Origin of the sequence: Terrisporobacter petrolearius (assembly GCF_020748185.1) — a bacterium.
Lineage (GTDB): Bacteria > Bacillota > Clostridia > Peptostreptococcales > Peptostreptococcaceae > Terrisporobacter > Terrisporobacter petrolearius.
The window spans coordinates 29,453-54,108 of record NZ_JAHZMO010000021.1 but is presented as its reverse complement, the minus strand read 5'-3'; the positions used below and the strand labels follow the sequence as shown (position 1 = coordinate 54,108).

Sequence of the window (24,656 nt, the reverse complement as noted above, 5' to 3'; positions counted from 1 at the left end):
GACTTGCATGTGTTAGGCACGCCGCCAGCGTTCATCCTGAGCCAGGATCAAACTCTCATAAAAAAGTTGTCCATCGCTCAGACTAATCATTATCTGAATATCTGGCTTGGTTTGTTTGTTGTTTCAGCTTAATTCTTAAAGAATTAATTTATTGTTAACCTACTGTTTAATTTTCAAAGTTCTTTATTTGTTTCAACTTCTTTATCTTACCAAAGTTGTTTTTATTTGTCAACACTTTATTTAATTTGTTGATTATTAAATAATTAAGTGTTTTATCTTTTTTCGAAGACAAGTATAAGTTTATCATTATTAAAATATATTGTCAATGTTTTTTATATTTTTATTATTTGTTTTTACCATATAATTATTCCTTATAAATACCTATATTTATAAAATTTATATATACATAAAAAGACTGCAAGATAAAATCAAGCAGTCTTTAATATTTTATAATATAGTCTTAGTTATAATAAGAATATGGCAACTATAGTTGTTACTACAAATCCTATCATAATAGGTATAAAATTTCTTTTACCTAATTCTATTGGACTAACTCCGCAAATTGCTGCTGCTGCAACAAGTGACCAAGGAACTAAACATCCGCCCCCTACCCAAATTGCTGCTATTTGACCCAACGCTGTAAGAACAGCTACATTTGCATGAATTGCATTACCAAATACTAAAGCTAAGGAACCTGCCAATGACATTCCTGAGAATCCAGACCCATCAAGTCCTGTGATACCACCAACTATTGTTTCAATTCCTGCCGCTGCCACTTTATTAAATGGCACCGCATTTGATAAAGCCATACCAATATCCGATAATAAACCTTGAGATCCTTTTGCTAAAACATCTCCAAATACTGTTGTTACTGATGCATCACCCAAATAGAAGAATGCTGCTATTGGTATTATTATCGCAAAAATACTTATAGCAAAACCAAATCCATGAATTATATGTTGACCTACTTTATCTAAACATTCTTTAGGATTACTTAATGCATTTACAAAAACTAATAGTGCTACTGATGTTCCTCCAAGTAAAGCTGTCGCATCTCCACCTTTTAAGTTAAACATATACATTCCTACTATATCTAATATGAAAGCTACTGCTACAACAAACACAGAAAGTTTTGCTTTTGGTCCAACGTCTTTAATTTCCACTTCCGACTCTCTAGCCATTGCTAACTCTTGATCAAACATGCCTCTTTTCATATCTCTTCTTAACATATAAAAAGCTACTGCTATGGTTACTATTGCCATAGTCCAATATAGTGGCATACCTTCCACAATTACTGACTGTACCGGTATACCCGCTGCACCTGCAGTTATACTTGGAGCCCCCTGAATTACAAAGTCAGTAGACAATGCTAATCCATGGCCAAATAAGTTAATAGCCACAGCTAATCCCATAGCTGGTAATCCTGATCGAATTGCTATTGGTAGGAATATTGCACCTATTAATGCACAGGCTGGAGATGGCCAGAAAAACCACGACATTAATAGCATTGCTACACCTGAAACAAAAAATGCTGTTGTAGGGTTTTTTATTACTTTTGCAAATGGCTTTACCATAAAATCTATGGCATGATTTTCTTCTAATGCTTTAGATAGGGCCACCATAATACCTATAATTATTATTATTCCTCCCAGTTCATTAAGCGCTACAACAAATGAATTAAAAACTCCATTGAGTGCTCCTACAAAGTTTTTCGTAAAGAATAATCCTAGGAAAAATATGCCCAGTACACAAGGTACTACGCTTTCTTTTTTCAGAATCATAGTAATCAAGATTATTACCATGAAAATGATGTAGATGTAATGCGCGCCTGTCAAAACCATAATAAATTTCCCCTTTTCCACGATAAGATAATAATATTATATGTTTTATCAAAACAAAGTGTTCTTAGCATATTCATTCACTTATTTATATAAGTCTTTAATTTTCGTCATATTGTATAAATAAATTTGTTGTTTATTATTTAAAAACATACAATTTAACACTGAAAAAGAGGAATATTTCATATATCTCAGAATATAATTTATGATTGACGTAAAATTTTAAAATAAAAATACAAATGATATGACTATTTTAAATTATTTTTGTTATAATCTTTTTATCATTATTTAATAGGGGGACTTTATGAAAAGGGAATTTCAAGTTAGCTATAAAAAAGAAATCCTTCGATTTGCCTTACTATTGGGAGAGCAAATGCTTATTAACGGTGCAGAAACTGCTAGAGTTGAAGATAGTGTCCTAAGAGTTTGTAAATCAAGAGGATTCAAACATGTCAATGTTTTTACTACACCAACTTGTGTAATAATATCAGACGAAAAATTTGATGGTCTTACATTTATGAAGACTATCTCCAAAAGAACTATTAACCTTACCAAAATAGATAGATTAAATGATATATCTAGAGATTTTGTTCAGAATGAAGATCTTGATCCACTGGAAGCTATTGGTAGGTTAAGAGAAGTTGATGCAGTAAGAGATTATAACCAATTTGTTTATTTCATTGGTACTGCAATGGCTTCCGCATCATTTGCATACTTAATAGGTGGTACTAGTGTTTTAGATTTTGTACTTACATTACTTATAGCTACCATAGGAGTTATTATTTATAACAAAACACTAAAACTAAACCAAATACCTTTTTTTGCAACACTAATAAGTTCCTTCTCCATAGCTGTTTTTGGTAATTTATTAGTTCAATATGGTATTATTGTGAATTCTACCTCACTAGTGGTTGGTTCTATCATGCCACTTTTACCTGGTGTTTCCTTTATCAAAGGGCTAAGGGATTTAATTTCTGGTAATTTAATTGCTGGTATATCAAGAATAGTTGAGTCATGTTTAATTGCTGCAGCCATAGCTGTTGGTGTTGGTGTTGTCCTTGACTTAGCTGTTAGGTTTGGAGGTTAGTTAGATGAGTTTACTTAATTTATTAGAGAATTTCTTTTTCTCATTTTTAGCTACTGTAGGATTTTCAATATTCTTCAATTCTCCTATAAAATCTTTAGTTCCAGCAGGAACTATTGGTGGTATAGGATGGACAGTTTATATTATATTATTTAATTTTTCTGGAAATGCTATTTTGGCAAACTTTCTTGCTGCTGCATTAATTTCTCTTCTTAGCGAAATATTAGCCAGAAAAATGAAGTATCCTGCTATTATATTTGTTATACCAGGTATCTTACCTTTAATACCAGGATTAGGACTTTACAATACCATGTTATCTTTAGTTGAAGGAAGATATACAGATGCCATATCAATTGGTACTAATGCTTTATTTGTAAGTGCTTCAATTGCAATGGGTGTACTATTAATTACATCTATGGTTAAAACTTATTATATAATACTTTTTAAAATCAACAATAAAAAACTACAGTTAAAAAAGCTTATAAAATAGTTTTTAGTATATAAAATTAAAGTACAATAAACTTTATAGTAAAAGTAATAAAAAAGAAGCATTTAATAACAAATGCTTCTTTTTTATTATAAATAACTTTATTTTCCTTCTATTATTTTAGTTATTCTAGGTATATACTGTCTACTTTGCTTAAATTTGTCATCATTTTTTCTTAGTAATAAATAAGATATACCAGTACAAATTAAACCAACTACTCCACTTATAACTTCAATAGGCCCTAAAAATTTAATTAAATCCAATATATAATATGTTAATATTGTTCCTGCAAGTAAAAATATTAAAGGAACTAAGTAGGCAAGCATTGTAGCCTTAAGCACCTGTACACTTTCCATACTAACTTCTACACGATCTCCTTTTTTGGCTCCTATAGAGTTATCTACTTCTACTACTAAGTCTTGACATTCTGACGATAATTTACTGCACTTGCCACAAGATGCACAAGCCGAATGACGTTGCATTATCATTTTTGCAGTTCTGTTATCTATAATGTCTATAACAAATCCCTGTTGATTCATGATTTCATCCCCTTTATATAGAACCTGAACTAGAGAATAAGTTATTACTCTTCATAAAAAAACTTAATTTTTTATCTATAATATGTTCCGTTAATACCTATTTATTAATAACCCATATTACAGTATTTCTCTCACACCCGAAAGATCATGTACTTTTAGGCAGGTCTCCTGACTTAAAATCATCCTACTAACTTCTCCTTCCCATTTTACCAGTGGAGTTAAAGCTCTCCAAAGCTCTAAGTTTTCGTCATTATCACAGTAGCGGGGGCTGCTGTGGATTTTCACCACATTCCCTTTTAAGCCATTTGGCACCTTGAATAATATACTCATTCTCTAGTTAAATGCATATTTTACTATGCTCTTTAATTATAAAATATAATGTTTTTTTCTACAATAGGTTTTACTTTTTATAATAAGGTTCCACATGAATTATAACCTGGCAATTTGGATTAATTTCATGTTTAATCTCTCTTTCTATATTGTGAGAAAGACTATGAGCTTCTTCAGTAGTTGTATTTGCATCAATCATAATATGCATATCAATATAAATATCATTTGCACTGCCTCTACTTCTTATTTTATGAATATTTTTTATCTCATCAAAAGAATTTAATATTTCAGTAATTTTTTCTTCTCCTACAACTGCTTTGTCCAATAGTATACCAATAGATTCTTTGAAAATTTCATAAGATGCTTTTAGTATAAATAAAGATATAAATATGGATATAATAGGATCTGTAATTTGAGGTAAACCTAATTTAATTCCTATTAATGATACTAAAACACCTACAGATATAAAAATATCACTTTTAGTATGAATAGAATCAGATATCAATATAAAACTTTTGTATTCTTCACCTTTTCTTCTTTCATATATGGTAACAAAAATATTTATACAAATAGTTAATATTAACGAAATTAAACTTATTAATGTTATATTTAGCTCGCTTGGATTTATAAATCGGCTAAATCCAGCAAATAAAGTTTTCAAACCTAAAAATAAAAGCATACCTCCAATAAACAAACTAGCAATTATTTCAGATTTCTTATGACCATAGGGATGTTCTTTATCAACTGGTATACTAGCTATAGTAATTCCAATCAAGCCAACCACATTAGATAATCCATCAGATAAAGAATGAACTCCATCTGTACTTAAACTAGCACTATTTATTAAATACCCCACCACTATTTTTGTTATAGCTACACCTAAGTTAGCAAACAAAATTATCCATAAAACAAATTTAACTTTTTTGTAATTTGCATTATTATCATAATCAATTTGACTTTCCATAAATCTCCCTCCAACTTTGAATTACATTAATAGTTAATAATATTTATCATTATCCTATATACTCAAAAATCCATGGACTATGTCCATGGATTAATAAAATATTATTCAGTTTTTCTATTATCAATATATTCAAACAAGGTTATATTTGTTCCTTCTTCTTCATTAATTAAATTTAATAATGTTACTCCTATAAGTCTTATATCTTTATGATTATGTTCTATATTTTTAAATAAGTTAAAGATATTCGTTCTAATATTCTCATGAGAACATATGGGATTAGCTAAGCTAGCACTTCTAGTTATTTGCCTAAAATCTCCATACTTTATTTTTAAAGTTACAGTCCTTCCCATCTTTTTTATACTTTTTGCTCTTTGAGATACTTCCTCGCAAAGCTCATCCAAAATATTAATCAACTTTTCATCTTCTATATCTAAATTCTCGCTCAAAGTAGTTTCTGCACCTATGGACTTTCTTTCTCTATTAGGTTCAACAGGTCTATTGTCTATACCCCTTGATAGTTGATAAAATAAATATCCTCTATTTTTAAAAATTGATTCCAATTCATTTATGTCCAATTGTCTCAAGTCATATCCTGTATTAATCCCTAAATTATGAAGAACCCTTTGAGTTACCTTTCCTACTCCGAAAAATTTACTTATAGGAAGATTATCAAGAAAACTTTGTGTATTATCTTCTCTTATAATAGTAAGTCCATTTGGTTTGTTATAATCTGAGGCTAATTTAGCTAAAAACTTATTGTAAGATACTCCGGCAGATGCAGTTAATCCAGTTTTTTCATAAATTTCTTTTTTTATTAGTCGAGCAACTTCTGTGGCATATTTTATATTAAATTTATTTTCTGTAACATCTAAATAAGCTTCATCAAAGGATAAGGGTTCTACTAAATCTGTATATTTATGAAAAATCCTTCTTATTTCATATGATACTTGCTTATACACTTCAAACCTCGGTCTTACAAATATGACATATGGACATCTTTTGTATGCAGTTTTACATGGCATTGCAGAATGAATTCCATACTTTCTTGCCTCGTAGGAACAGGTTGCAACTACACCTCTACCTTGAGGATTCCCTCCTACAACTACAGGTTTTCCTTTTAAATTTGGATTATCCCTTTGTTCAATCGAAGCATAAAATGCATCCATATCTATATGGATTATTTTTCTTTGATTTTTCATACTTATCACCCTTTATTTCTTTAAATTAATCTCACTACATTGTAAAATAGGCCACATTGATTATCAATATGGCCTTAAGTATCTATTAATTATAGTATAAGTTTTGAGATGGATAGTCTGGATCACAAGTTACATGCATTCCTAACTTTCTAAATGTTTGTTCATCATCTTTGCTTATTATTGTAGTTGAATGAGCTTGTATATTTTTTAATTCATCTAATTTTTCCATAGCAAGTTCTGCTGTTGGATTAGTTACTGCACATATAGCAAGTGCTGATAAAACTTCTTCTAAGCCAAGTGACACATTTTTTCCACCTAGTATTTCCGTTTTTAATTTTATAATTGGATTTAATATTACTGGTGATATTAAATACATATCATCTGGGATATTAGCCATGTATTTTATTGCATTTAATACTGCAGCTGCAGATGCACACATCAAATCAGAGCCTTTACCTGTTATTATAGTTTCATCTTCAACTTGTATAGCAACCACAGGGCATACATCTTGATTATTACTTTGTGATTTTAATTTTTCTGAGTATTCTCTAGCTGGATTAACCACAACTCTGTCTTCTGGTTTAACATTAACTTTTTCAAGTATTAAAGATATTGTATCATAAGCATCTTTGTTTACTTCGCCCTTTTTGTATTGACAAGCAGTGTTAAAGTATCTTCTTATTATTTCATCTGTAGATGCTTCACGAACTACTTCGTCATCAACTATACCAAATCCAACTCTGTTAACACCCATATCTGTTGGTGATTTAAACATAGATTCTTTTCCAGTTATTTTTTCTATTATTTTCTTTAATACTGGGAACAATTCTAAATCTCTGTTGTAGTTAACTGATTTTTCTCCATAGGCATCTAAGTGGAATGAATCTATCATGTTAACATCTTTTAAATCTACAGTAGCTGCTTCATAGGCTATGTTTACTGGATGATTTAATGGTAAGTTCCAAACTGGGAATGTTTCAAATTTTGAATACCCAACTGAATTTCCTCTTTTATTTTCATGATATAACTGACTTAGACAAGTCCCAAGCTTACCACTGTTTGGTCCTGGAGCAGTTACTACTACTATTGGTTTTGTTGTTTCTATATATGGATTAGCTCCGTACCCTTCATCACTTACTATAGTGTTTACATCTGATGGGTATCCTTTAGTCGGAGCATGTTTATAAACTTTTATTCCACGTCTTTCTAATTTATTTATAAATACTGTTGTTGCAGGTTGTCCTTCAAATCTAGTAATAACTACACTATTTACATCTAAGTTATAACCTCTTAGGTCATCTATAAGTCTTAGAACTTCCATATCGTAAGTTATTCCGTAATCTCCCCTTACTTTGTTACGCTCTATATCACCTGCATAAACACATATTACAACTTCTACTTGATCTTTTATGTTTTGTAAAACCTTGATTTTAGCGTTCTCATCAAACCCTGGAAGTATTCTTTTTGCATGTAAATCTCCCATTAGTTTTCCGCCAAACTCTAAGTATAGTTTATCAAATTTTTCTACTCTTTCTAGGATATATTTAGACTGTTCTTTTAGATATTTTTCATGGTCAAATCCAATTTTCATTATGCACCTCTCAAAAATTATTTTTTCACTTATTATTTTTCACTAAGGCATTATTATATACCATATTAGTATTTTTTTTCAAGAAGTTTTTAATAATTTTTCGGATTTTTTAAATAGAAATAAAAGATAGTGATATTTTTCTATCTTTAAGGCCTGAATTTATTGATTTTTATTTTGTTTGTTTTTATTAGTTTTTAGTGAAAAATAGGTGCATAAATTCACCACTTTTTTAATGGTGGAGTTCTATTATATGATAATATTTTTTCTTAGTCAATACTTTTTTATAAAAAAAAATAACCTATTTGGAAAATCCAAATAGGTTATTATAAATTAAACTATAATATTGTTATTAGCAGCATCCGCAGTCGTCTTCTCCAAATCCACATGCACAAACTATTAATAATAGTATTAAGAATGGTATCCAAGCACAAATATCTATTTCTGACCAGCAGTCTTGGAATGCTAAGAATAAGAAGAATAATATTATTATCCACCAACCAGCTCCGAAAAATCCGCCTTCACATCCACCAAAGAATCTATCTAACATTACATTACCCCCTTGTTGATATTAAATAAATTTGTTATCTAAGATATACTATGAAGGTAGGTGTGTTTTTGACATTACTTTTTATAAAAAAAATATTTTTAATCTATAAGTTTCAGATACTTTACCATTTTCATATTTTTAAACTTGTAACACAGGATTACATTTACAAATAAACTTATAATTATAGTCAGCAGTATGACTGCTATAAAATAACTACTGCCACTAGTGGGATTATTTATTCCTTCTATATTTCCATAATTATGGGAAATACACTAGGCTTTCTCTTTGTTTTATCATAAAGTAATTGTTCCACAGATTTCTTTACACTTGATTTTAGTACTTGCCATTCAATAATTTCATTTGATAAACATTCTTCAATTTTTTCTCTAGATAAATTTTTCATTTCTCTTATTAAATCTTCTGACTCTCTCACATATATAAATCCTCTAGTAATTATATCTGGTCCAGAAGCTATTTCATAATTTGTTTTATCTATGGCAACTACCACAATAACCATTCCATCTCTAGCAAGATTTCTTCTATCTCTTAAAACAATGTTGCCCACATCTCCAACACCAAGACCATCCACATATAATATTCCTGTGTGAACTCTCTCTGTTGCAGAAGCTCCTTTAGATGTGATTTCTAATACTTGACCTGTTTCTAATGTAAAAATATTTTCAGAGTCCATACCAAGTTTTTTTGCTAAGTCAGCGTGATGCTTTAAATGTCTATATTCACCATGTACAGGCATAAAATATTTTGGCTTTACTAGAGTATGAATTAATTTTAATTCCTCTTGATAAGCATGCCCAGATACATGAATATCTTCTAAATCTTCATAAATAACTTCTACACCTTTTCTAAAAAGTTGGTTTATTACCCTAGAAATTATCTTATCATTACCTGGAATTGGGGAAGCTGAGATTATAAATAAATCATCTTGATGAATTTCTATTTTTCTATGACTACCAAAAGCAATTCTTGAAAGTCCTGCCCCTGCTTCTCCTTGGCTACCAGTAGTTATTATAGTTATGTTTTCATCTGGATATCTATTCATATCATCTATATCAATCAATGATTCTTCTGGTATATTTAAATAACCTAGTTCAATTGCTACTCTTGATACATTCTCCATACTTCTTCCACTAAAAATAATTTTTCTATTTTCTTTTATAGAGGCATTAGCAATTTGTTGCATTCTATGAATATTTGATGCAAATGTGGCTACAATAACCCTTCCTTTGGCTCCTGAAAATATTCTATTTAAAGTTTCTCCTATGGTTTTTTCCGATAATGAATGACCTGCTCTTTCTATATTTGTACTATCAGCTAATAGTAATAAAACTCCTTTTTTACCAAGAGTTGAAAATCTATTTAAATCCATAAGTCTTCCATCTATTGGTGTGTAATCAATTTTAAAATCTCCAGTATGAACAATTACTCCTAAAGGAGTTGTTATAGCTAAAGAGCAGGCATCTGCTATGGAGTGAGTAGCCTGAATAAATTCTACTTTAATTTTATCAAGATCTACTGTATCTCCACTTTCCACAGGATGAACTGTTACCATGTCTTCCATCTTGTGCTCTTCCAATTTATTTTTAACTAATCCTAAAGTAAGTCTAGTTCCATAAATAGGCATATTAATTTGTTTTAGTATATAAGGAATAGCCCCAATATGATCCTCATGTCCATGAGTTAAAAATAAACCTTTAACTTTTTCTTTGTTGTCTATTAAATATGTCACATCTGGAATTACTAAATCTACTCCATACATATCTTCATCTGGGAATGATATACCACAATCTATAACGATTATTTCATCTTCATATTCTATGGCTGTTATGTTTTTGCCTATTTCTCCTAATCCTCCAATTGGAATTACTTTGACACATCTTCTTTTTCTCATGTCTATTCTCCTTTTCATAGTCTAAATTAATTTATTTTAAGTAAAAAATTATCTTTATCATATTCTATGTTCTTCTTATTATTTGCAATATCTGAATAATATATATTTTTAAAGTAAAAATATATATGGAGGTGATTTAGTGGCAAATTTAACTAGCAAAGAAAGATTTTTACTAGAAGGTGAAAAGTATCAACAACAATTAGTAATAGATAAATATAAGGACTATACTTTACAAGCTCAAGATGACTCTCTAAAGAGCCTATTTTCCAATTTAGTTAAAATAGAAGAGAAACATTTAAATATGATTGATGAAATATTACAAGGAAAAGTTCCCCAAATAAACAAAGAAAATATTCATCCATATTATGAAAGTAATTCTAATGATTATATAAATATAGGTAATATTACCTTAACATCTTTAGATGAAAATCATAGTTATGAAGAGGGTGATAAAATTATATGTTTTGATGCCTTAACAACAGAGGAACTTCTTCATTCAACATGTAGCGCATCTAGCTTAGAATTTGAAAAAACTGAATTGGAAAATATTTTAAAATACATAATTGAAGAAAAATCAGAAAATCTAAAATATATAAATAATTATATGATTAAGAAAGGAATGTACAATAATATTATTTATTTTTAATATCTATTTGAAATTAAAATGCCATATTAAACAAGTTTAATATGGCTATATTTATAACTATTTATTAAAATAAAGCACATTTAATACATGCATAGCGCTACCTATAGTTAATCAACCCTCATCAATATCAAATGTGTCTGTATGAATTAAACTATTTATGTTTTTTTCTTTACTTCCACAACCTAAATGAAAAAATACTCCTTTACAATTTTCCGTGTAAAAGGAAAAATCTTCAGCTCCCATAACAGGATACCTTTTTTCCTTATATGATTCTTTTCCCAGTAGTATTTCTGTATTAAGTTTTATAATATCCACTAATTCTTTATCATTTATAACTGGCGGATAACCCTGGTTTTCCATATATAAATCACCTTCGCATTCATAGGCCTTTGCTGTATTTTCTACTATGTTTTTTGCTCTATCTACTATAAACTTTTTACTTTTCTCGTTTAAAGCTCTGATAGTTCCACTAATTTCCACATCTTCACATATAACATTTTGAGCTTCTCCTCCAGATATTTTACCTAATGTTAATACTGCCATAGAAGAAGGAGAAATATTTCTACTTATTATACTTTGCAAAGATGTTATAACCTGAGCTGCACAAACTAAGGCATCTGTTCCATTTTCAGGATATGCCCCGTGAGCCCTTTTACCTTTTATCCTTATCTTTAAACTGCTGGAGCTAGCATTTAAAGTTCCTTCCCTACATTCAATAAATCCCCTCTCTACATTTGCCTGCACATGTAATCCAAACATATAATCTACCTTAGGGTTTTCTAAACAACTATCATTTATTAAATATTTTGCTCCACCAAATCGTTCTTCTGCTCCTTGAAAAAAAAATTTAACATTTACTTCTAACTCTTCTCTCATTTCATATAAAACTTTACAAGCTCCTATAAGCATAGCAGTATGAGCATCATGTCCACAGGCATGCATAATTCCCTCATGTTTTGATTTATATAGTTTATTATTTTTTTCACTTATTGGTAGTGCATCTATATCAGCTCTTATAGCAATAGTTTTATAAGCTGGATTTTTTATTATATAAGCTATTATTCCTCTATGGCTTTCAAACTCTTTATATTCAATTCCTATTTCATCTAAATATTTTTTTATTTTTTCTTTAGTTATATACTCCTCCATGGCAAGTTCGGGTGTTTCATGTATGTCTCTTCTAATTTTAACTATCCAATCATTCAAATTGTTTACTTTATTAATCACGTCTTGAAAATCCATATTATCACCCCCGTCATTTATAAAAATTTCATATATAATATAATTATAGTATAGGATATTGATTAAAATTGTTACATTTTATATATTAGTTTTATATTTTTAAGGAGGTAAAAATGAAAATAATTGATTTAACTCATTCTATTGCAAATAGTATGACTGTCTACCCTGGCGGACCACAACCACAAAACAAAATAATAAGTACTGTAACTGAGAATGGATACAAAGAAACTGAAATACATATTCATTCACACAATGGTACTCATATGGATTCTCCTAATCATGTTTTTGAAGATGGAGTTTCCCTTGATAAAATTGATGTTCTAAATTTTGTTGGTACTGCCGCTCTTGTTGATTGTTCATCTTTAGGAGAAGGGGATATTATTACTTATGATTTTATTGAAAAAAATAAAGAATCTATATATAATAGTGAATTTATTGTATTTAGAACAGACTGGAGTAAATATTGGAATACTCAAAAATATTTAGGTAATTATCCCGTTATAAGTGATGAGATTGTTGATTTTATAATGACTTCTAATAAAAAAGGAATTGCCTTCGACACAATTTCTGTAGACCCTATTGATGCTTCTATTTTAGCTAAACACCATAAAATACTAAAAAATAATATTTTAATATTTGAAAATTTAACCAACTTAGACTTAATAAATAGTAATACTTTTGTATTTTGTGCTTTACCACTTAAATTTGAAAATTCTGATGGTGCTCCAATAAGAGCAATTGCCATGTTAGACTAAACTGGTTCTCTATTCAATAAAAAAATCAAATTTATATTATATAGCTATATAATATAAATTTGATTTTAACTAATTATTTGTATCATCTTTTATTTTTATGATGTTAATTCTTCATAGAACTACTCTTTTATCATATATAACTTATGAGTTTTTCTAAGATATACTAAAATACTAATCAATAAAGTCCCTTTTACAAAACTGGTTAAAGTAATACTCCACCAAACTCCATTTAGTCCAAGTATATCAGGTCTGCAAAACAAAATAGCTAATGGTATCCTGCATCCTGTTAGCACTGCTATTAGTATGGAAGGTATATAGGTTCTACCCAGTCCTTTAAAAATTCCCGCAACTGTTATCTCTAAGCACATAAACAATTGTGAATACCCTAGAATTTTCAAGTAGTCTGTTCCTTTTAAAATAGCTTCTGGCTCATTTATAAAAGCTTTAAATATGTATTCTCCTAAAAATACTAATATAGCTGTTGTTAAAGTTCCCCATATAATTACGCCTATTAAAGCATATTTTGTACTTTTATTTATTCTATCAATTTTCTTAGCTCCATAATTTTGTCCTACAAAACTAGAGAGGGCCGATGCAAATCCATCACAACTATTCCAGGATATGGATTCAATCTGTGAGCCTACTTTTTGTACTGCTACGGCAACTGGACCAAAGGATGCCACTATAACTCCCATTATCATGGAAAAAATAGTGAATAATCCATTCTGAAGTGCCACTGGTATTCCCAACACAAATAAAGTTTTATAATAAGTAAAATCTACTTCTCTAAATAATTTAATCTTAAAATGTTCTTCTTTATCCTTAGAAATTAAATATATAAAACATAAAGCCACAATTATATGCGATGTAATTGTAGCTATGGCAGCACCTGCTACTCCCATTTTTGGAAATGGACCTATGCCAAATATTAATACTGGATCTAAAATAATATTAGTTATTAAACCTATGGTATTTATCTTAAATGGAGATTTACTATTTCCTAAACCTACAAATATTGATGTAAATACAGGGTTTATAAAATAAAACATCATGCCAAGTCCTACAATAACTAAATATTGTTCAGACATATTAATAACTTCCATGTCTCCCAGTCTAAAAAATCCAATAAGAGGACTTTTAAATAAAATCAAAACTAAGCTATATAAAAAAGATAAAATCATATTAATTTCAATTGCTGATTTAATAAAATATTTAGTATCTTTTTCATTTTTTTCTCCTACACTTTGAGCTACCTTAATTTCTCCGCCTACTTTTGAAATCATAATAAATGCCATGGCAAGCCAAGGATAAAACCCAGCTGTTCCAACTGCTGCCACAGACTTACTGCCTATTTTACCAACCCAAATCATATCTATAAGACTGTAGGCTATTTGTATAAAAGCAGTTCCCATTATTGGTAATGATAGCTTCATCAATTTCTCAACAATATTACCATTAGTTAAATCAATTTGTTTACTCATAACTTCTCCTTGATTGTATATTCGTTTATTCACCTTATACCCTTAAAATGCCACCCAAATTAGGTGGCATTTGTATGTAATTAATTATTTCCCATTAGTTTTTGTTCTTCTTCCATTTCTTTTAAAATTCTTAATTCTTCTTCACTTAAATCAGAAAAATCAATTATATTATTTCTAATATAATTTGCTATTAATAATCTTAAATCTGTTTGCTCATATAAATCATTAAATTTTGAAAAGTCAAATTTACTCATAAATAGTGAGTATTCTTCTACACTTCTTTTATTTATATGACTTATGCTTTCTTCAATATTATTTTTATTAATAAATATTTTATAACTTTCTAATAATTCTAAAGCTTTTACATCTTCAAAAGCTTTTTCTAAATAACTCATAGTTACATTACTAATACTAAAAAAATATTCCCCTAATCCTCCATTTTTCATTTCTGTATCAAACCAAAGTAAAATATATACATTTTTATGAGTTATTTTCATATTTTGAAATACTTCTAAACCATTACATCCATAGCCATATTTTAATTCTAAATTATTTTCAACCATGCAAATTAAATCTTCATCATCATAACTTAATACCCTAATGTCACCTTTTTTACGTGTTTCTTTTTCTTCAATTTTTTTGGATTTTGATTTGCCCTTTATTATTAAAAGTATGATTATATTAACTGCCCCTAAAATAACAAAAATTAAAAGTATTTTATTCATAAATGACATAATATATCCCCCTTATATATTTTAGATAAAATTATTAGAGTATAACAATGTTAGACTAACCATTAATATGCCAATTACTATCCCTATTGCAGCTACTATTTTTGCTTCTTTGTATAATTTTTTCTTATGTTTTATTTCATATGAAAAACAATAAATTAAAAAAATTAGTCCATATAATATAAGCATACCACCTATAGTACCTATAAAGAAGGTTGTCATAATAGAATTTTTATTTTGCATTTTTTCACATCCTCATATTTTTTCTATTAAAATAATTATATTATACTTTTTCTTTATTTTGAAATATAAACTTATAATCCTACAAATATTTTATCATCCATAACAATAAATATATATTTTGCTATAATTATTTTATACTAGTTTTTATAAATTATATCTTTGGAGGAATATAAAAAATGATAAGCTTTGAAGAACAATTAGGAATTAATGTAATTTCAACCTCTGTGAACAATCATAATTTACCTCTATTTTTAAATGAAGAAGTATCTGACAAAGTAAGAAATTTCCACTCATCTATTAGCAACTATGAAGCAACACCTCTTGTATCTTTAAATAATTTGGCAAGAAAACTAAATGTTAAAGGAATTTATATTAAAGATGAATCTTATAGATTTAATTTAAATGCTTTTAAAGGTTTAGGAGGCTTATATGCTATTTTTAAAATAGTATGTAAAAAACTAAGTCTAGATGATAACAAAACAACTTTTGAAGATTTGCAAAACCCTGAGATAAAAAAATATCTAAAAGATATGGTTTTTATAACTGCTACTGACGGAAACCACGGTAAAGGTGTGGCATTTGCTGCATCAAAATTAGGATGTAAATCTATAGTTCTTATGCCAAAAGGAACTGTAGAAGTTAGAGCTGATGCAATTCGCCAAGTTGGCGCTTATGAAGTAACTATTACAGATCTTAATTATGATGATGCTGTAAGAAAAGCTGCTAAGTTAGCTGAGGAAAATAATTGGCACCTAGTTCAAGATACAGCTTGGGATGGATATGAAGATGTTCCTAATTTTATTACCCAAGGATATACAACAATGGCAAATGAAGCTTATGATCAATTACAAAAATATGATGTTGAAAAACCAACGCACCTATTTTTACAAGCTGGTGTAGGGTCCATGGCTGGAGGAGTTTTAGGATACTTTGCAAATAAGTATAAAGATAAGCCTCCTATTACAACAATTGTAGAACCTAAAACTGTAGCATGTATCTATAAATCTGCTCTATTTAATGATGGAAATCCTCATGCAGTTACTGGAGATTTACAAACTATAATGGCAGGTTTAAATTGTGGTGAACCAAATACTGCTACTTGGCCTATTCTTAGAGATTTTGCATCTTTTTATGCTGCTTGTCCTGATTATGTAACTGCTAGAGGTATGAGAATTTTAGCCTCTCCTATTGAAGATGATGAAAAAATTATTTCTGGAGAATCTGGAGCAGTTGGTATTGGACTATTATCTTTATTAATGGAAAAAGATGAACTTAAAGAAATAAAAGAAGCTATGAATTTAAATTCTGATTCAGTAGTTTTAATATTTAATACGGAAGGCAATACTGACCCTATAGGATATGACGAAATAATTTACGATGGTAAAAATCCAAGTTTATTTGTAGAAGGAAGGTAATTGCAATGAGTTATAATAAAAAAGCTGTATATTTTTTCTGTACAGATTATGAAAGAGATGAAGTTGCTCCAAGAGTTCTTGACTATTTAAAAAATAATTATTCTCTTAAATTAAGCCATACAAAATTCGATAATAGAAACATTTATAATTATATCGATGAAAACAATAATTTATTTACTTATGTGGAAACCGACAAAGTTCTAAGTTATGATTACGATAAATACATACCTATATTAAATGAATTATTTTCAGATTATGATGTTGCTGGTGTTGTAAACTGGCACGGTGGAGAAAAAGCTCCAGATAAAATTCTTACAGTTCATTCAACTGGTGATGTAGTAGGAGGTATTTATGCACCTTCTCATCCTCTTTACTTAAGAAATTTATTAGTTTCCATGGAAAACCATAGAGTAGAAAATAATCTTGATGATTTCAAAGTAATGACTGAAGGAACTCATTGGACAGGTACCATAAGAGGTGGAGATATTAATTTAATTGATAAATATGAAGTTCCTTTATTTGACATAGAAATAGGAAGTACCTTAGACAGTTGGAGTAACGAATTAGCGGTTAAAATATTGGCTACTTCCTTGCAAGATGTGTTTTCAGATGAAGGTTCTGTCAAAGTGCTTCTTTGCACTGGCGGTATGCACTTTGAAGATACATTTTCCAATATAATCATAGATAAAGATTGCAAAATATCTGTAGGTCATGTTCTTCCTAATCAATGGTTAGTCCAAGGTGAATACGATAAAGATGAGAAATATGATTTATTAAAAAAATGTACTAACTCTATTGTTGGCAATATTGATGGTATAGTTATTCACGATAACTTAAAATCCGGTTATAAAAATCAAATAAAAAAACTTGCTGAAGAATTGAATGTACCTACTTTTAAACATAAAAAATTAAGAAATCCAAAAGATTTACCTATTTGGTAGCATATTAAAAAGCATATAATAAGTAAATTATTAGTTAATAATAAATTCACTTATTATATGCTTTTCTATTTTAAAGTTATTCTATGGTTAAACTTTCTTTATCTTTAATATGCTGACCTACTATTTCTGCCACATCGGTGATAGTCATAAAAGCAGATATATCATCATCTTCTATAATTTTCTTAAGTTCTCTAACTTCTAATCTTGTAACAACTACATAAAGAACTACTTTTTTACCACTTATCAAGCCTTCTCCTTCAATAAAAGTTACTGTTCTTCCCAGTTTTTTGTATATACTTTTAGCTATTTCCTCACCATGATTTGTAATAATCAAAGCTGCCTTTGCTTGATCCAGGCCTTCCGATACTATATCTATTATTTTGTAAGTTATAAAATATGTCATTATGGAATAAAGCGCTCTATCCCATCCAAATAACATTCCCGCTACTATATAAATCATTAAATTGATTAATAATATTACTTGCCCCACAGAAAAAGATGTTTTTTTGTTAATTAATATGGCTATTGTCTCTACTCCATCTAAGCAAGCACCATATCTAATAACAAAGCCTACTCCTATTCCAAGAATAATTCCTCCAAATACAGTAGCAAGTAGCACATCATTGGTGACTACCTCTACATTTTTAAATGCCTCTAGCAATAAAGAAAATAAAACCATGGCAAATGAAGCTTTAATAAGAAAATTTTTGCCTAAATGTTTAAAACCCAATAATAAGAATGGAATATTTATTACTACTATAAAAATACTTAACTTTATTTTTGTTAAGAAGCTTAGCATTATAGAGATTCCCGTAATTCCACCATCAATAATTCGATTTGGAATCAGAAATACTTCTAAGGCTAATGCTGCTAACAAAATACCTATAGTAATAAAAAGATAGGAAAGAACAGTGATTACCCAAGAATTATATTCTTTGTTTTTAAGCATGTACTCACCACTCTTAATATATAATTATTTATCTAGTAAATTATATTCCAATACATATATTTTTTAGAAGTTATTTAATCTCTTCATGACTTATAGCATCATTTTTAATAATATTAATTATGGTTTCTTTTGCCTTTACCATATCCTCTCCTGAGATATATTCGTAAATCCCATGAAAATTTACCCCTCCGGTGAATATATTAGGTGTTGGTAGTCCCATATATGACAATTTTGCACCATCTGTTCCTCCTCTTATAGGAACTATTTTAGGTGTTATCCCTGCTCCTATCATAGATTTCTTAGCTAACTCTACAACATACATAACTGGCTCTATTACTTTTTTCATATTGTAATATTCATCTTTAACTTCTACTTTTATAACTTCTTTTTTATATTTTTCATTAATTCTATCACCAATATTTTCTAATAAATCTTTTCTTCTTTGCAAATTACCTAAATCAAAATCTCTAATTATATATTTTAATGTGGCCTTTTCTATTCCACCCTTCAAATCTGTAATCATATAAAAGCCATCATATCCATCTGTTTTTTCAGGGACTTCATCCTCAGGTATCAATGAGTGAAATTCCATGGCTACAGTAGTTGCATTTACTAGAATATCCTTAGCTGAACCAGGATGTACACTTTTACCTGTAATACTAACTATGGCACCAGCAGCATTAAAATTTTCATATTCTAGCTCACCTAAATGACCTCCATCTATTGTATATGCAAAATGAGCATTAAATTTTTTCACATCAAACAAATCTGCTCCTCTACCGACTTCTTCATCAGGAGTAAAACCTATAGCAATTGGACCGTGTTCAATTTCTTTATGGTCAATTATGTATTTTATTGATTCTATAATTTCTGCTATTCCTGCTTTATCGTCAGCACCAAGCAAAGTAGTTCCATCTGAAGTAATTAAAGTTTTTCCTATCTGATCTTTTAAATATGGAAACTCTTTCATTGATAAAACAATATTTTTTTCCTTATTTAATATAATGTCTTCTCCATTGTAGTTTGGATGAATTTGTGGTTTCACATTTTCTCCACAAGCTGCTGGTGCAGTATCCATATGAGAAATAAACCCTATGGTATTACACATTTTATCTGTATTTGATGGTATAAATCCATATACATAACCATTATCATCCATATAGGCATTTTCCACGCCTATTTCTTTTAGATCTTCTACTAAAATTTTACCAAGATTTTTTTGTCTTTCTGTACTCGGCGTAGTAGTTGAGTCTTCATCGCTTGTTGTATATACTTTTGCATATTTTATAAAGCGGTTAATTAAATTCTCCATTATAAACCTCCTATTAATTATAAACTCTTCATATTTATTATTTGTTTTGGAAGTATATTTTAACCAAAAAAATAAAAGACTGCAGATAAGTTTATGTTTATCAAAACCTACCTACAGCCTTATATTATCTATAATTTATATATACTATTTATTTATTTCATCAAAAATTTTCTGTTGTTCTTCTAAAGAATCCAACTTCATATTGCTAGTAAAACCTGTAGCATATTCACCAACTGCTGAATTTTCTTCTAAGTTATTAGCAAGGGTTATTTCTCCTAACTTTTTATATTCTATAAATCCTAACTTATTATCAGCATTTAAGCAAACTTTAAGTTCTTCATCATCAATTTTAAAAATATATGCGTTATAATCTTCTTTATTTTTTGCTTTTTTATATTCACTTACCTTAGTTCCTATAATTGATTCTAAATTATTTTTATTCAGACTATTATTTTTTTCTGAACTACTTGATATTTTGAAATATGCATTTTGGAAATTTGTAGATTCTTGCTTTTTACTGCATCCTATAATTAAGAATGTTGAGATTATCAAAGATGTAAATAATAAATATATTTTTTTATTCATAATATCACCCCTATGTTTATTCTTACAAACTTATTTTTATTTTACTACTTGGGTATATTTTGACATAAATAATTCTTTCATTATTTACCCATTCTCCGTCATAATTTTAAGTTCTATATTGTACTAAAACTGTGCCTATTGCTGGGTTTCCTTTATTCCCTACACCCGACACTTTATATGCACCTTTACCTCTGTTTACAAATTTATAGTTTTTATATTTGATAAAAACTATTTTAGTTTTAGTTGAACTTAATCGTTCCCCCTTATTAATTTATAATAACTATATATTTTTGTTTCAGATAAAGTATTATGCCCTCATATTAATAATATTAAATTATTAGATTATCATTTACAACTTAATTTTTCATAAGAAAACTAACTTATCTCGATCAATTTATGCAAATTATATTAGGATCATACCTACTAAACAAAAGTGTGTAAACTGACAACTTTGCCAACTTACACACTTTACTTTGTATCTATATAAATTTATAGCAACTTCTTTTTACACGCTAGGTGTATGTAATATAGAATCATAATTTCTCATAAGTCTTTCAAAAGATTTATGATCTGACTTATATCCTATACCTTCTCTTTTTTCATTCTCGTCTACTAACTTGTATTGTTCACAAGCTTTTCTTATTTTTTCTTTATCTTCTTTTTTCACTGCTTTATAAAATATTCTTTCACTCTCTGGAATATCATTTTTATACTGTGGCTTTACAAAATATTTTACATCTTTTATATTTCCTGCATTGTATAAAGATTGAATAACCGATCCATTTTTTAGATGTTGCAAATGCCAGTCTAACTTATAAGTGTGGGCTACGTGTGTTACACTTTTCAATTCCTTTTCAAATTTCAAAGCAATTTGTTCCATTTGTTCAAAGCTTGTAGTTCCAGTTTTATTTGTTCTTGGTAATAAAACCACATTCTCTCTTTTTACTCCTAATGCATTAACTGCCGCAAGAAATTCCCTTTCTCTATATTCATACTTTTCCATTTGACTCATTTTATCAAACATCTTTTCTTTGCCAAATATTTTTATTCCTGTTCCATAAGATACTTGTACCACGTAAACATGATCCGCTCCTACTTCATTTATAGCCTCTATAATTGCTGCTGATGCCCAAAGTGTTTCATCATCTTGATGTTGAGCATAAAAAACTACATTATCTTTAAATTTTGTATCTCCATAACTTTCTTCATTTTCAAATCCTGTTATAAATAATGGCAACATTAGCAATACTATTATTCCTATTGCTAACTTCATCTTATTTTTAATCATCATATTTATCTCCTTCTCCCTTAAGTACTACATTTATTATACATATAACAAATTACTAAATGATTACATGACAATAACAATTTTATTACAATTGTGTAATATTTTGTAGGAATCGTTATAAATTTGTAACATTTAATACTTTCTTTTGGTATAATTGGTTTGGCTATTCCAATTTTTAGCAATGTCTTTATCTAAATTTTTGTAAAGAATAAAGGTTGGCAATATGACCACTGGAAACTTATATAAGGGAGTGTAATTTATGAATGAAAATATTTTAGTAGTCGACGATGAAAAAGAAATAGTCGACGCTATTGAATTTTACTTAAAACCTGAGGGGTATAATGTTATAAAATCATACGATGGCTTACAAGCACTTGAAATGATTATAGAAAATGACATTAAGCTTATCATTATGGATGTAATGATGCCAAATATGGATGGTCTTAAAACTACTATGAAAATAAGAGAGGATAAAAATATACCAATTATTTTATTATCTGCAAAATCCGAAGATGTGGATAAAATTTTAGGACTAAATATGGGCGCTGATGATTATATAACTAAGCCCTTTAATCCATTAGAGCTAACTGCAAGGGTTCGTTCTCATCTCAGAAGATATATAAATTTGGGGAATATGTCTGATGCCAGCTTATCCTCTACTGTAGAAGATAAGATGATAATCTTAAAAAGTGGTGGATTAGAATTAAATCCAGAAACAAAAGCTGTAACTTTAGATGGAGATAGTGTAAAGATTACACCTATTGAGTATAAAATTTTAGAACTACTTCTTTCTAATCAGGGGAGAGTCTTCTCATCTCATGAGTTATATGAAAGAGTTTGGGAAGAGGAGGCTTATAATTGTGAAAAAACTGTAGCAGTTCATATCAGAAGAATTCGCAAAAAAATTGAAATAGATTCAAAAAATCCAAAATATTTAAAGGTGGTGTGGGGAATTGGCTATAAAATTGAAAAAATACGCTAAAAATCTAGGCTCTGATAATACCGCTGTAAAAATATTTTCTTTATTCTTTATGTTTTTATCTGCATCTATTTTTGTAGAAACAGTAGGATTTATTTCTAGAGATCCAAGTTTTCCAGACTATTTTGCAAGTGCAATTCACCATGACAGTTGGTTCCCTTATACTTTTGTAAGGCAATTTATTTTATTTGGATCCGCTGACTACTACTATGATAGTATATATATGTTTTGGGCATATACATCTGTGTGCATTGCTTCTTTTATTTTAACTTTTATATCATTTCGTTTTTATAAAAAAAATATCAAAACTACAACTTTTTTTGATAGCTCTATAAAATATCTAAATAATAAACTTCCCTTAGAGCTAGTTTTACTATTAGTTTTTATATCTATTCAAATTGCTAGATACGGAATGCACAGGGAATTATATATGTACGATAAATTCCTATTCTACGATGTTGCTGCCTTATACCTAATATATTTTGCAATAAATTATGTTATTTATAATAAAGAAAATTTATTTAATAAATTATATACATCACCTTTTATAAAAACCCTAATAAATAAACATAATAGAAAATCACTAAACAAAAAACTTGCCTATGCTTTATGCTTTGAATTAATACTTCAATGCATATTATTATTTGTTTTGCTTGCAACCTTTAACTATAATTTTATGATTATTTTTATATTTTATATTTTTGTAACTTTAATATCGTATATTTTTATATTTAAATTAATCTATAAAAAATTTGATTATATAGAATACATTTCAAAGGAAGTTGAGTCTATAAAAAACGGCGATATCGACTGCAAACTTCAAATTAAGGGAAATGATCAAATTGCTCTTCTAGCAGAAAATATTAATAATATGAATGAAGGTCTTACTAAGGCTGTAGATAACGCAATAAAAAGTGAAAAAATGAAGACAGAATTAATCACAAATGTATCTCATGATTTAAAGACACCTTTAACATCCATCATAAATTATGTGGATATGCTAAAAAGTGATACTCTAGAAGATGATACAAGGAAATCTTATTTATCTATTTTAGATAAAAAATCTAAGAGACTTAAAATTTTAGTTGAAGAAATTTTTGAAGCTGCAAAACTTAGCAGCGGTGAAATGGAATTCAACATAGAAAAAACCGATATTAAAGAACTTTTAATACAAAGTATTGTTGAGTTAGAAGATAAAATTAAAAAAAGTAGATTAGATTTTATTGTGGACACACCAGATAAACCTGTATTTACTATGATAGACGGTAAAAGAACTTTTAGAGCCTTTGATAATGTAATTACAAATATAACAAAATACTCTACTCCTAATACTAGAGTCTATATAGATTTATTTGTTGAAAATAATACTATATCTATAGTTTTCAAAAACATTTCTAATTATAGATTAAATTTAAGTCCAGATGAATTTTTAGAAAGATTCAGACGTGGCGATTCTTCTAGAAATACTGAAGGTTCCGGTCTTGGTCTGTCTATTACTCAAAGTATTTTAAATACACAAAACTGTACTATGGATTTAGACATAGATGGAGATTTATTTAAGGTAATTCTACAATTTGAAACATGCTAATAAAATTTTATAT

23 protein-coding genes, 1 rRNA gene and 1 riboswitch are annotated in these 24,656 nt (G+C 28.6%); of the genes, 8 read left to right on the top strand and 16 right to left on the bottom strand.

Annotated features, from left to right (window positions below; translation table 11 throughout):
* Both K0040_RS12575 and K0040_RS12570 read right to left on the bottom strand, forming a co-directional pair.
* Positions 1–63: ribosomal RNA gene (locus tag K0040_RS12575) — 16S ribosomal RNA — on the bottom strand; the annotation flags it as partial.
* 401 nt (positions 64–464) lie between these two features.
* Complete coding sequence (locus tag K0040_RS12570) at positions 465–1,841, bottom strand: transporter permease (protein WP_228109131.1); 1,377 nt, start codon at positions 1,839–1,841, stop codon at positions 465–467.
* A gap of 301 nt (positions 1,842–2,142) precedes the next feature.
* Here K0040_RS12570 and K0040_RS12565 point away from each other — a divergent pair, with 301 nt between their 5' ends.
* Together K0040_RS12565 and K0040_RS12560 are read left to right on the top strand one after the other, a co-directional pair.
* Positions 2,143–2,925 (top strand): threonine/serine exporter family protein, encoded by a 783-nt coding sequence (locus K0040_RS12565; RefSeq protein WP_074919776.1) that lies wholly within the window; start codon positions 2,143–2,145, stop codon positions 2,923–2,925.
* Positions 2,926–2,929: 4 nt separating this feature from the next.
* On the top strand, positions 2,930–3,412 hold the full coding sequence (locus K0040_RS12560; protein ID WP_074919777.1) for a threonine/serine exporter family protein: 483 nt from the start codon (positions 2,930–2,932) through the stop codon (positions 3,410–3,412).
* 98 nt (positions 3,413–3,510) lie between these two features.
* Here K0040_RS12560 and K0040_RS12555 read toward each other — a convergent pair whose 3' ends face one another.
* The 6 genes from K0040_RS12555 to K0040_RS12530 all read right to left on the bottom strand — a co-directional run bounded on the left by K0040_RS12555 (position 3,511) and on the right by K0040_RS12530 (position 10,488).
* Complete coding sequence (locus K0040_RS12555) at positions 3,511–3,948, bottom strand: SoxR reducing system RseC family protein (protein ID WP_228109130.1); 438 nt, start codon at positions 3,946–3,948, stop codon at positions 3,511–3,513.
* Between the two features lie 141 nt (positions 3,949–4,089).
* A riboswitch (cobalamin riboswitch) is annotated at positions 4,090–4,279 on the bottom strand.
* Positions 4,280–4,348: 69 nt separating this feature from the next.
* Positions 4,349–5,242, bottom strand: coding sequence for a cation diffusion facilitator family transporter (locus tag K0040_RS12550; RefSeq protein WP_228109129.1), 894 nt, complete (start codon positions 5,240–5,242; stop codon positions 4,349–4,351).
* Positions 5,243–5,343: 101 nt separating this feature from the next.
* Positions 5,344–6,441, bottom strand: coding sequence for a DNA polymerase IV (gene dinB / locus K0040_RS12545; RefSeq protein ID WP_228109128.1), 1,098 nt, complete (start codon positions 6,439–6,441; stop codon positions 5,344–5,346).
* Positions 6,442–6,526: 85 nt separating this feature from the next.
* The gene (locus tag K0040_RS12540) at positions 6,527–8,032 is read right to left on the bottom strand and encodes a DUF1846 domain-containing protein (protein WP_228109127.1); all 1,506 of its coding nucleotides are present in this window, start codon (positions 8,030–8,032) and stop codon (positions 6,527–6,529) included.
* Positions 8,033–8,381: 349 nt separating this feature from the next.
* Entirely contained in the window at positions 8,382–8,579 is a 198-nt protein-coding gene (locus K0040_RS12535) for a hypothetical protein (protein ID WP_228109126.1), read from the bottom strand.
* Positions 8,580–8,823: 244 nt separating this feature from the next.
* Positions 8,824–10,488, bottom strand: a complete 1,665-nt coding sequence (locus K0040_RS12530; protein WP_228109125.1) for a ribonuclease J — start codon at positions 10,486–10,488, stop codon at positions 8,824–8,826.
* Between the two features lie 139 nt (positions 10,489–10,627).
* Between K0040_RS12530 and K0040_RS12525 the strand changes: the two genes are divergently transcribed.
* Entirely contained in the window at positions 10,628–11,134 is a 507-nt protein-coding gene (locus K0040_RS12525; protein ID WP_228109124.1) for a spore coat protein, read from the top strand.
* Positions 11,135–11,245: 111 nt separating this feature from the next.
* Here the strand turns inward: K0040_RS12525 and K0040_RS12520 are convergent, their stop codons facing one another.
* The gene (locus K0040_RS12520) at positions 11,246–12,376 is read right to left on the bottom strand and encodes a M20 metallopeptidase family protein (protein ID WP_228109123.1); all 1,131 of its coding nucleotides are present in this window, start codon (positions 12,374–12,376) and stop codon (positions 11,246–11,248) included.
* A gap of 113 nt (positions 12,377–12,489) precedes the next feature.
* On the opposite strand from K0040_RS12520, the gene K0040_RS12515 reads away from it, so the two are divergent.
* Positions 12,490–13,131, top strand: coding sequence for a cyclase family protein (locus tag K0040_RS12515; RefSeq protein WP_228109122.1), 642 nt, complete (start codon positions 12,490–12,492; stop codon positions 13,129–13,131).
* Positions 13,132–13,250: 119 nt separating this feature from the next.
* Here K0040_RS12515 and K0040_RS12510 read toward each other — a convergent pair whose 3' ends face one another.
* The 3 genes from K0040_RS12510 to K0040_RS12500 all read right to left on the bottom strand — a co-directional run bounded on the left by K0040_RS12510 (position 13,251) and on the right by K0040_RS12500 (position 15,586).
* Positions 13,251–14,612, bottom strand: coding sequence for an MATE family efflux transporter (locus tag K0040_RS12510; protein WP_228109121.1), 1,362 nt, complete (start codon positions 14,610–14,612; stop codon positions 13,251–13,253).
* 80 nt (positions 14,613–14,692) lie between these two features.
* Positions 14,693–15,346, bottom strand: coding sequence for a DMP19 family protein (locus K0040_RS12505; protein ID WP_228109120.1), 654 nt, complete (start codon positions 15,344–15,346; stop codon positions 14,693–14,695).
* Positions 15,347–15,367: 21 nt separating this feature from the next.
* Positions 15,368–15,586 carry a hypothetical protein gene (locus tag K0040_RS12500; protein WP_228109119.1) on the bottom strand — a complete coding sequence of 73 codons (219 nt, stop codon included), beginning with the start codon at positions 15,584–15,586 and terminating at the stop codon, positions 15,368–15,370.
* Between the two features lie 176 nt (positions 15,587–15,762).
* Here K0040_RS12500 and dpaL point away from each other — a divergent pair, with 176 nt between their 5' ends.
* Positions 15,763–17,001, top strand: coding sequence for a diaminopropionate ammonia-lyase (gene dpaL, locus K0040_RS12495; RefSeq protein WP_228109118.1), 1,239 nt, complete (start codon positions 15,763–15,765; stop codon positions 16,999–17,001).
* A gap of 5 nt (positions 17,002–17,006) precedes the next feature.
* On the top strand, positions 17,007–17,942 hold the full coding sequence (locus K0040_RS12490; protein ID WP_228109117.1) for a D-aminoacyl-tRNA deacylase: 936 nt from the start codon (positions 17,007–17,009) through the stop codon (positions 17,940–17,942).
* 76 nt (positions 17,943–18,018) lie between these two features.
* On the opposite strand, the gene K0040_RS12485 is transcribed toward K0040_RS12490, so the two are convergent.
* The 4 genes from K0040_RS12485 to K0040_RS12470 all read right to left on the bottom strand — a co-directional run bounded on the left by K0040_RS12485 (position 18,019) and on the right by K0040_RS12470 (position 22,079).
* On the bottom strand, positions 18,019–18,891 hold the full coding sequence (locus K0040_RS12485; RefSeq protein ID WP_228109116.1) for a YitT family protein: 873 nt from the start codon (positions 18,889–18,891) through the stop codon (positions 18,019–18,021).
* Positions 18,892–18,961: 70 nt separating this feature from the next.
* On the bottom strand, positions 18,962–20,203 hold the full coding sequence (pepT, locus tag K0040_RS12480) for a peptidase T (protein ID WP_228109115.1): 1,242 nt from the start codon (positions 20,201–20,203) through the stop codon (positions 18,962–18,964).
* A gap of 144 nt (positions 20,204–20,347) precedes the next feature.
* Positions 20,348–20,788, bottom strand: coding sequence for a hypothetical protein (locus K0040_RS12475; RefSeq protein ID WP_228109114.1), 441 nt, complete (start codon positions 20,786–20,788; stop codon positions 20,348–20,350).
* 505 nt (positions 20,789–21,293) lie between these two features.
* Positions 21,294–22,079 carry a PIG-L deacetylase family protein gene (locus tag K0040_RS12470; RefSeq protein ID WP_228109113.1) on the bottom strand — a complete coding sequence of 262 codons (786 nt, stop codon included), beginning with the start codon at positions 22,077–22,079 and terminating at the stop codon, positions 21,294–21,296.
* A 256-nt stretch (positions 22,080–22,335) separates the two neighbouring features.
* On the opposite strand from K0040_RS12470, the gene K0040_RS12465 reads away from it, so the two are divergent.
* Positions 22,336–23,058 (top strand): response regulator transcription factor, encoded by a 723-nt coding sequence (locus K0040_RS12465; protein WP_228109112.1) that lies wholly within the window; start codon positions 22,336–22,338, stop codon positions 23,056–23,058.
* Complete coding sequence (locus tag K0040_RS12460; RefSeq protein ID WP_228109111.1) at positions 23,030–24,643, top strand: sensor histidine kinase; 1,614 nt, start codon at positions 23,030–23,032, stop codon at positions 24,641–24,643. Before K0040_RS12465 ends, K0040_RS12460 begins: the two co-directional genes overlap by 29 nt.
* The last annotated feature ends 13 nt before the right edge of the window (positions 24,644–24,656 follow it).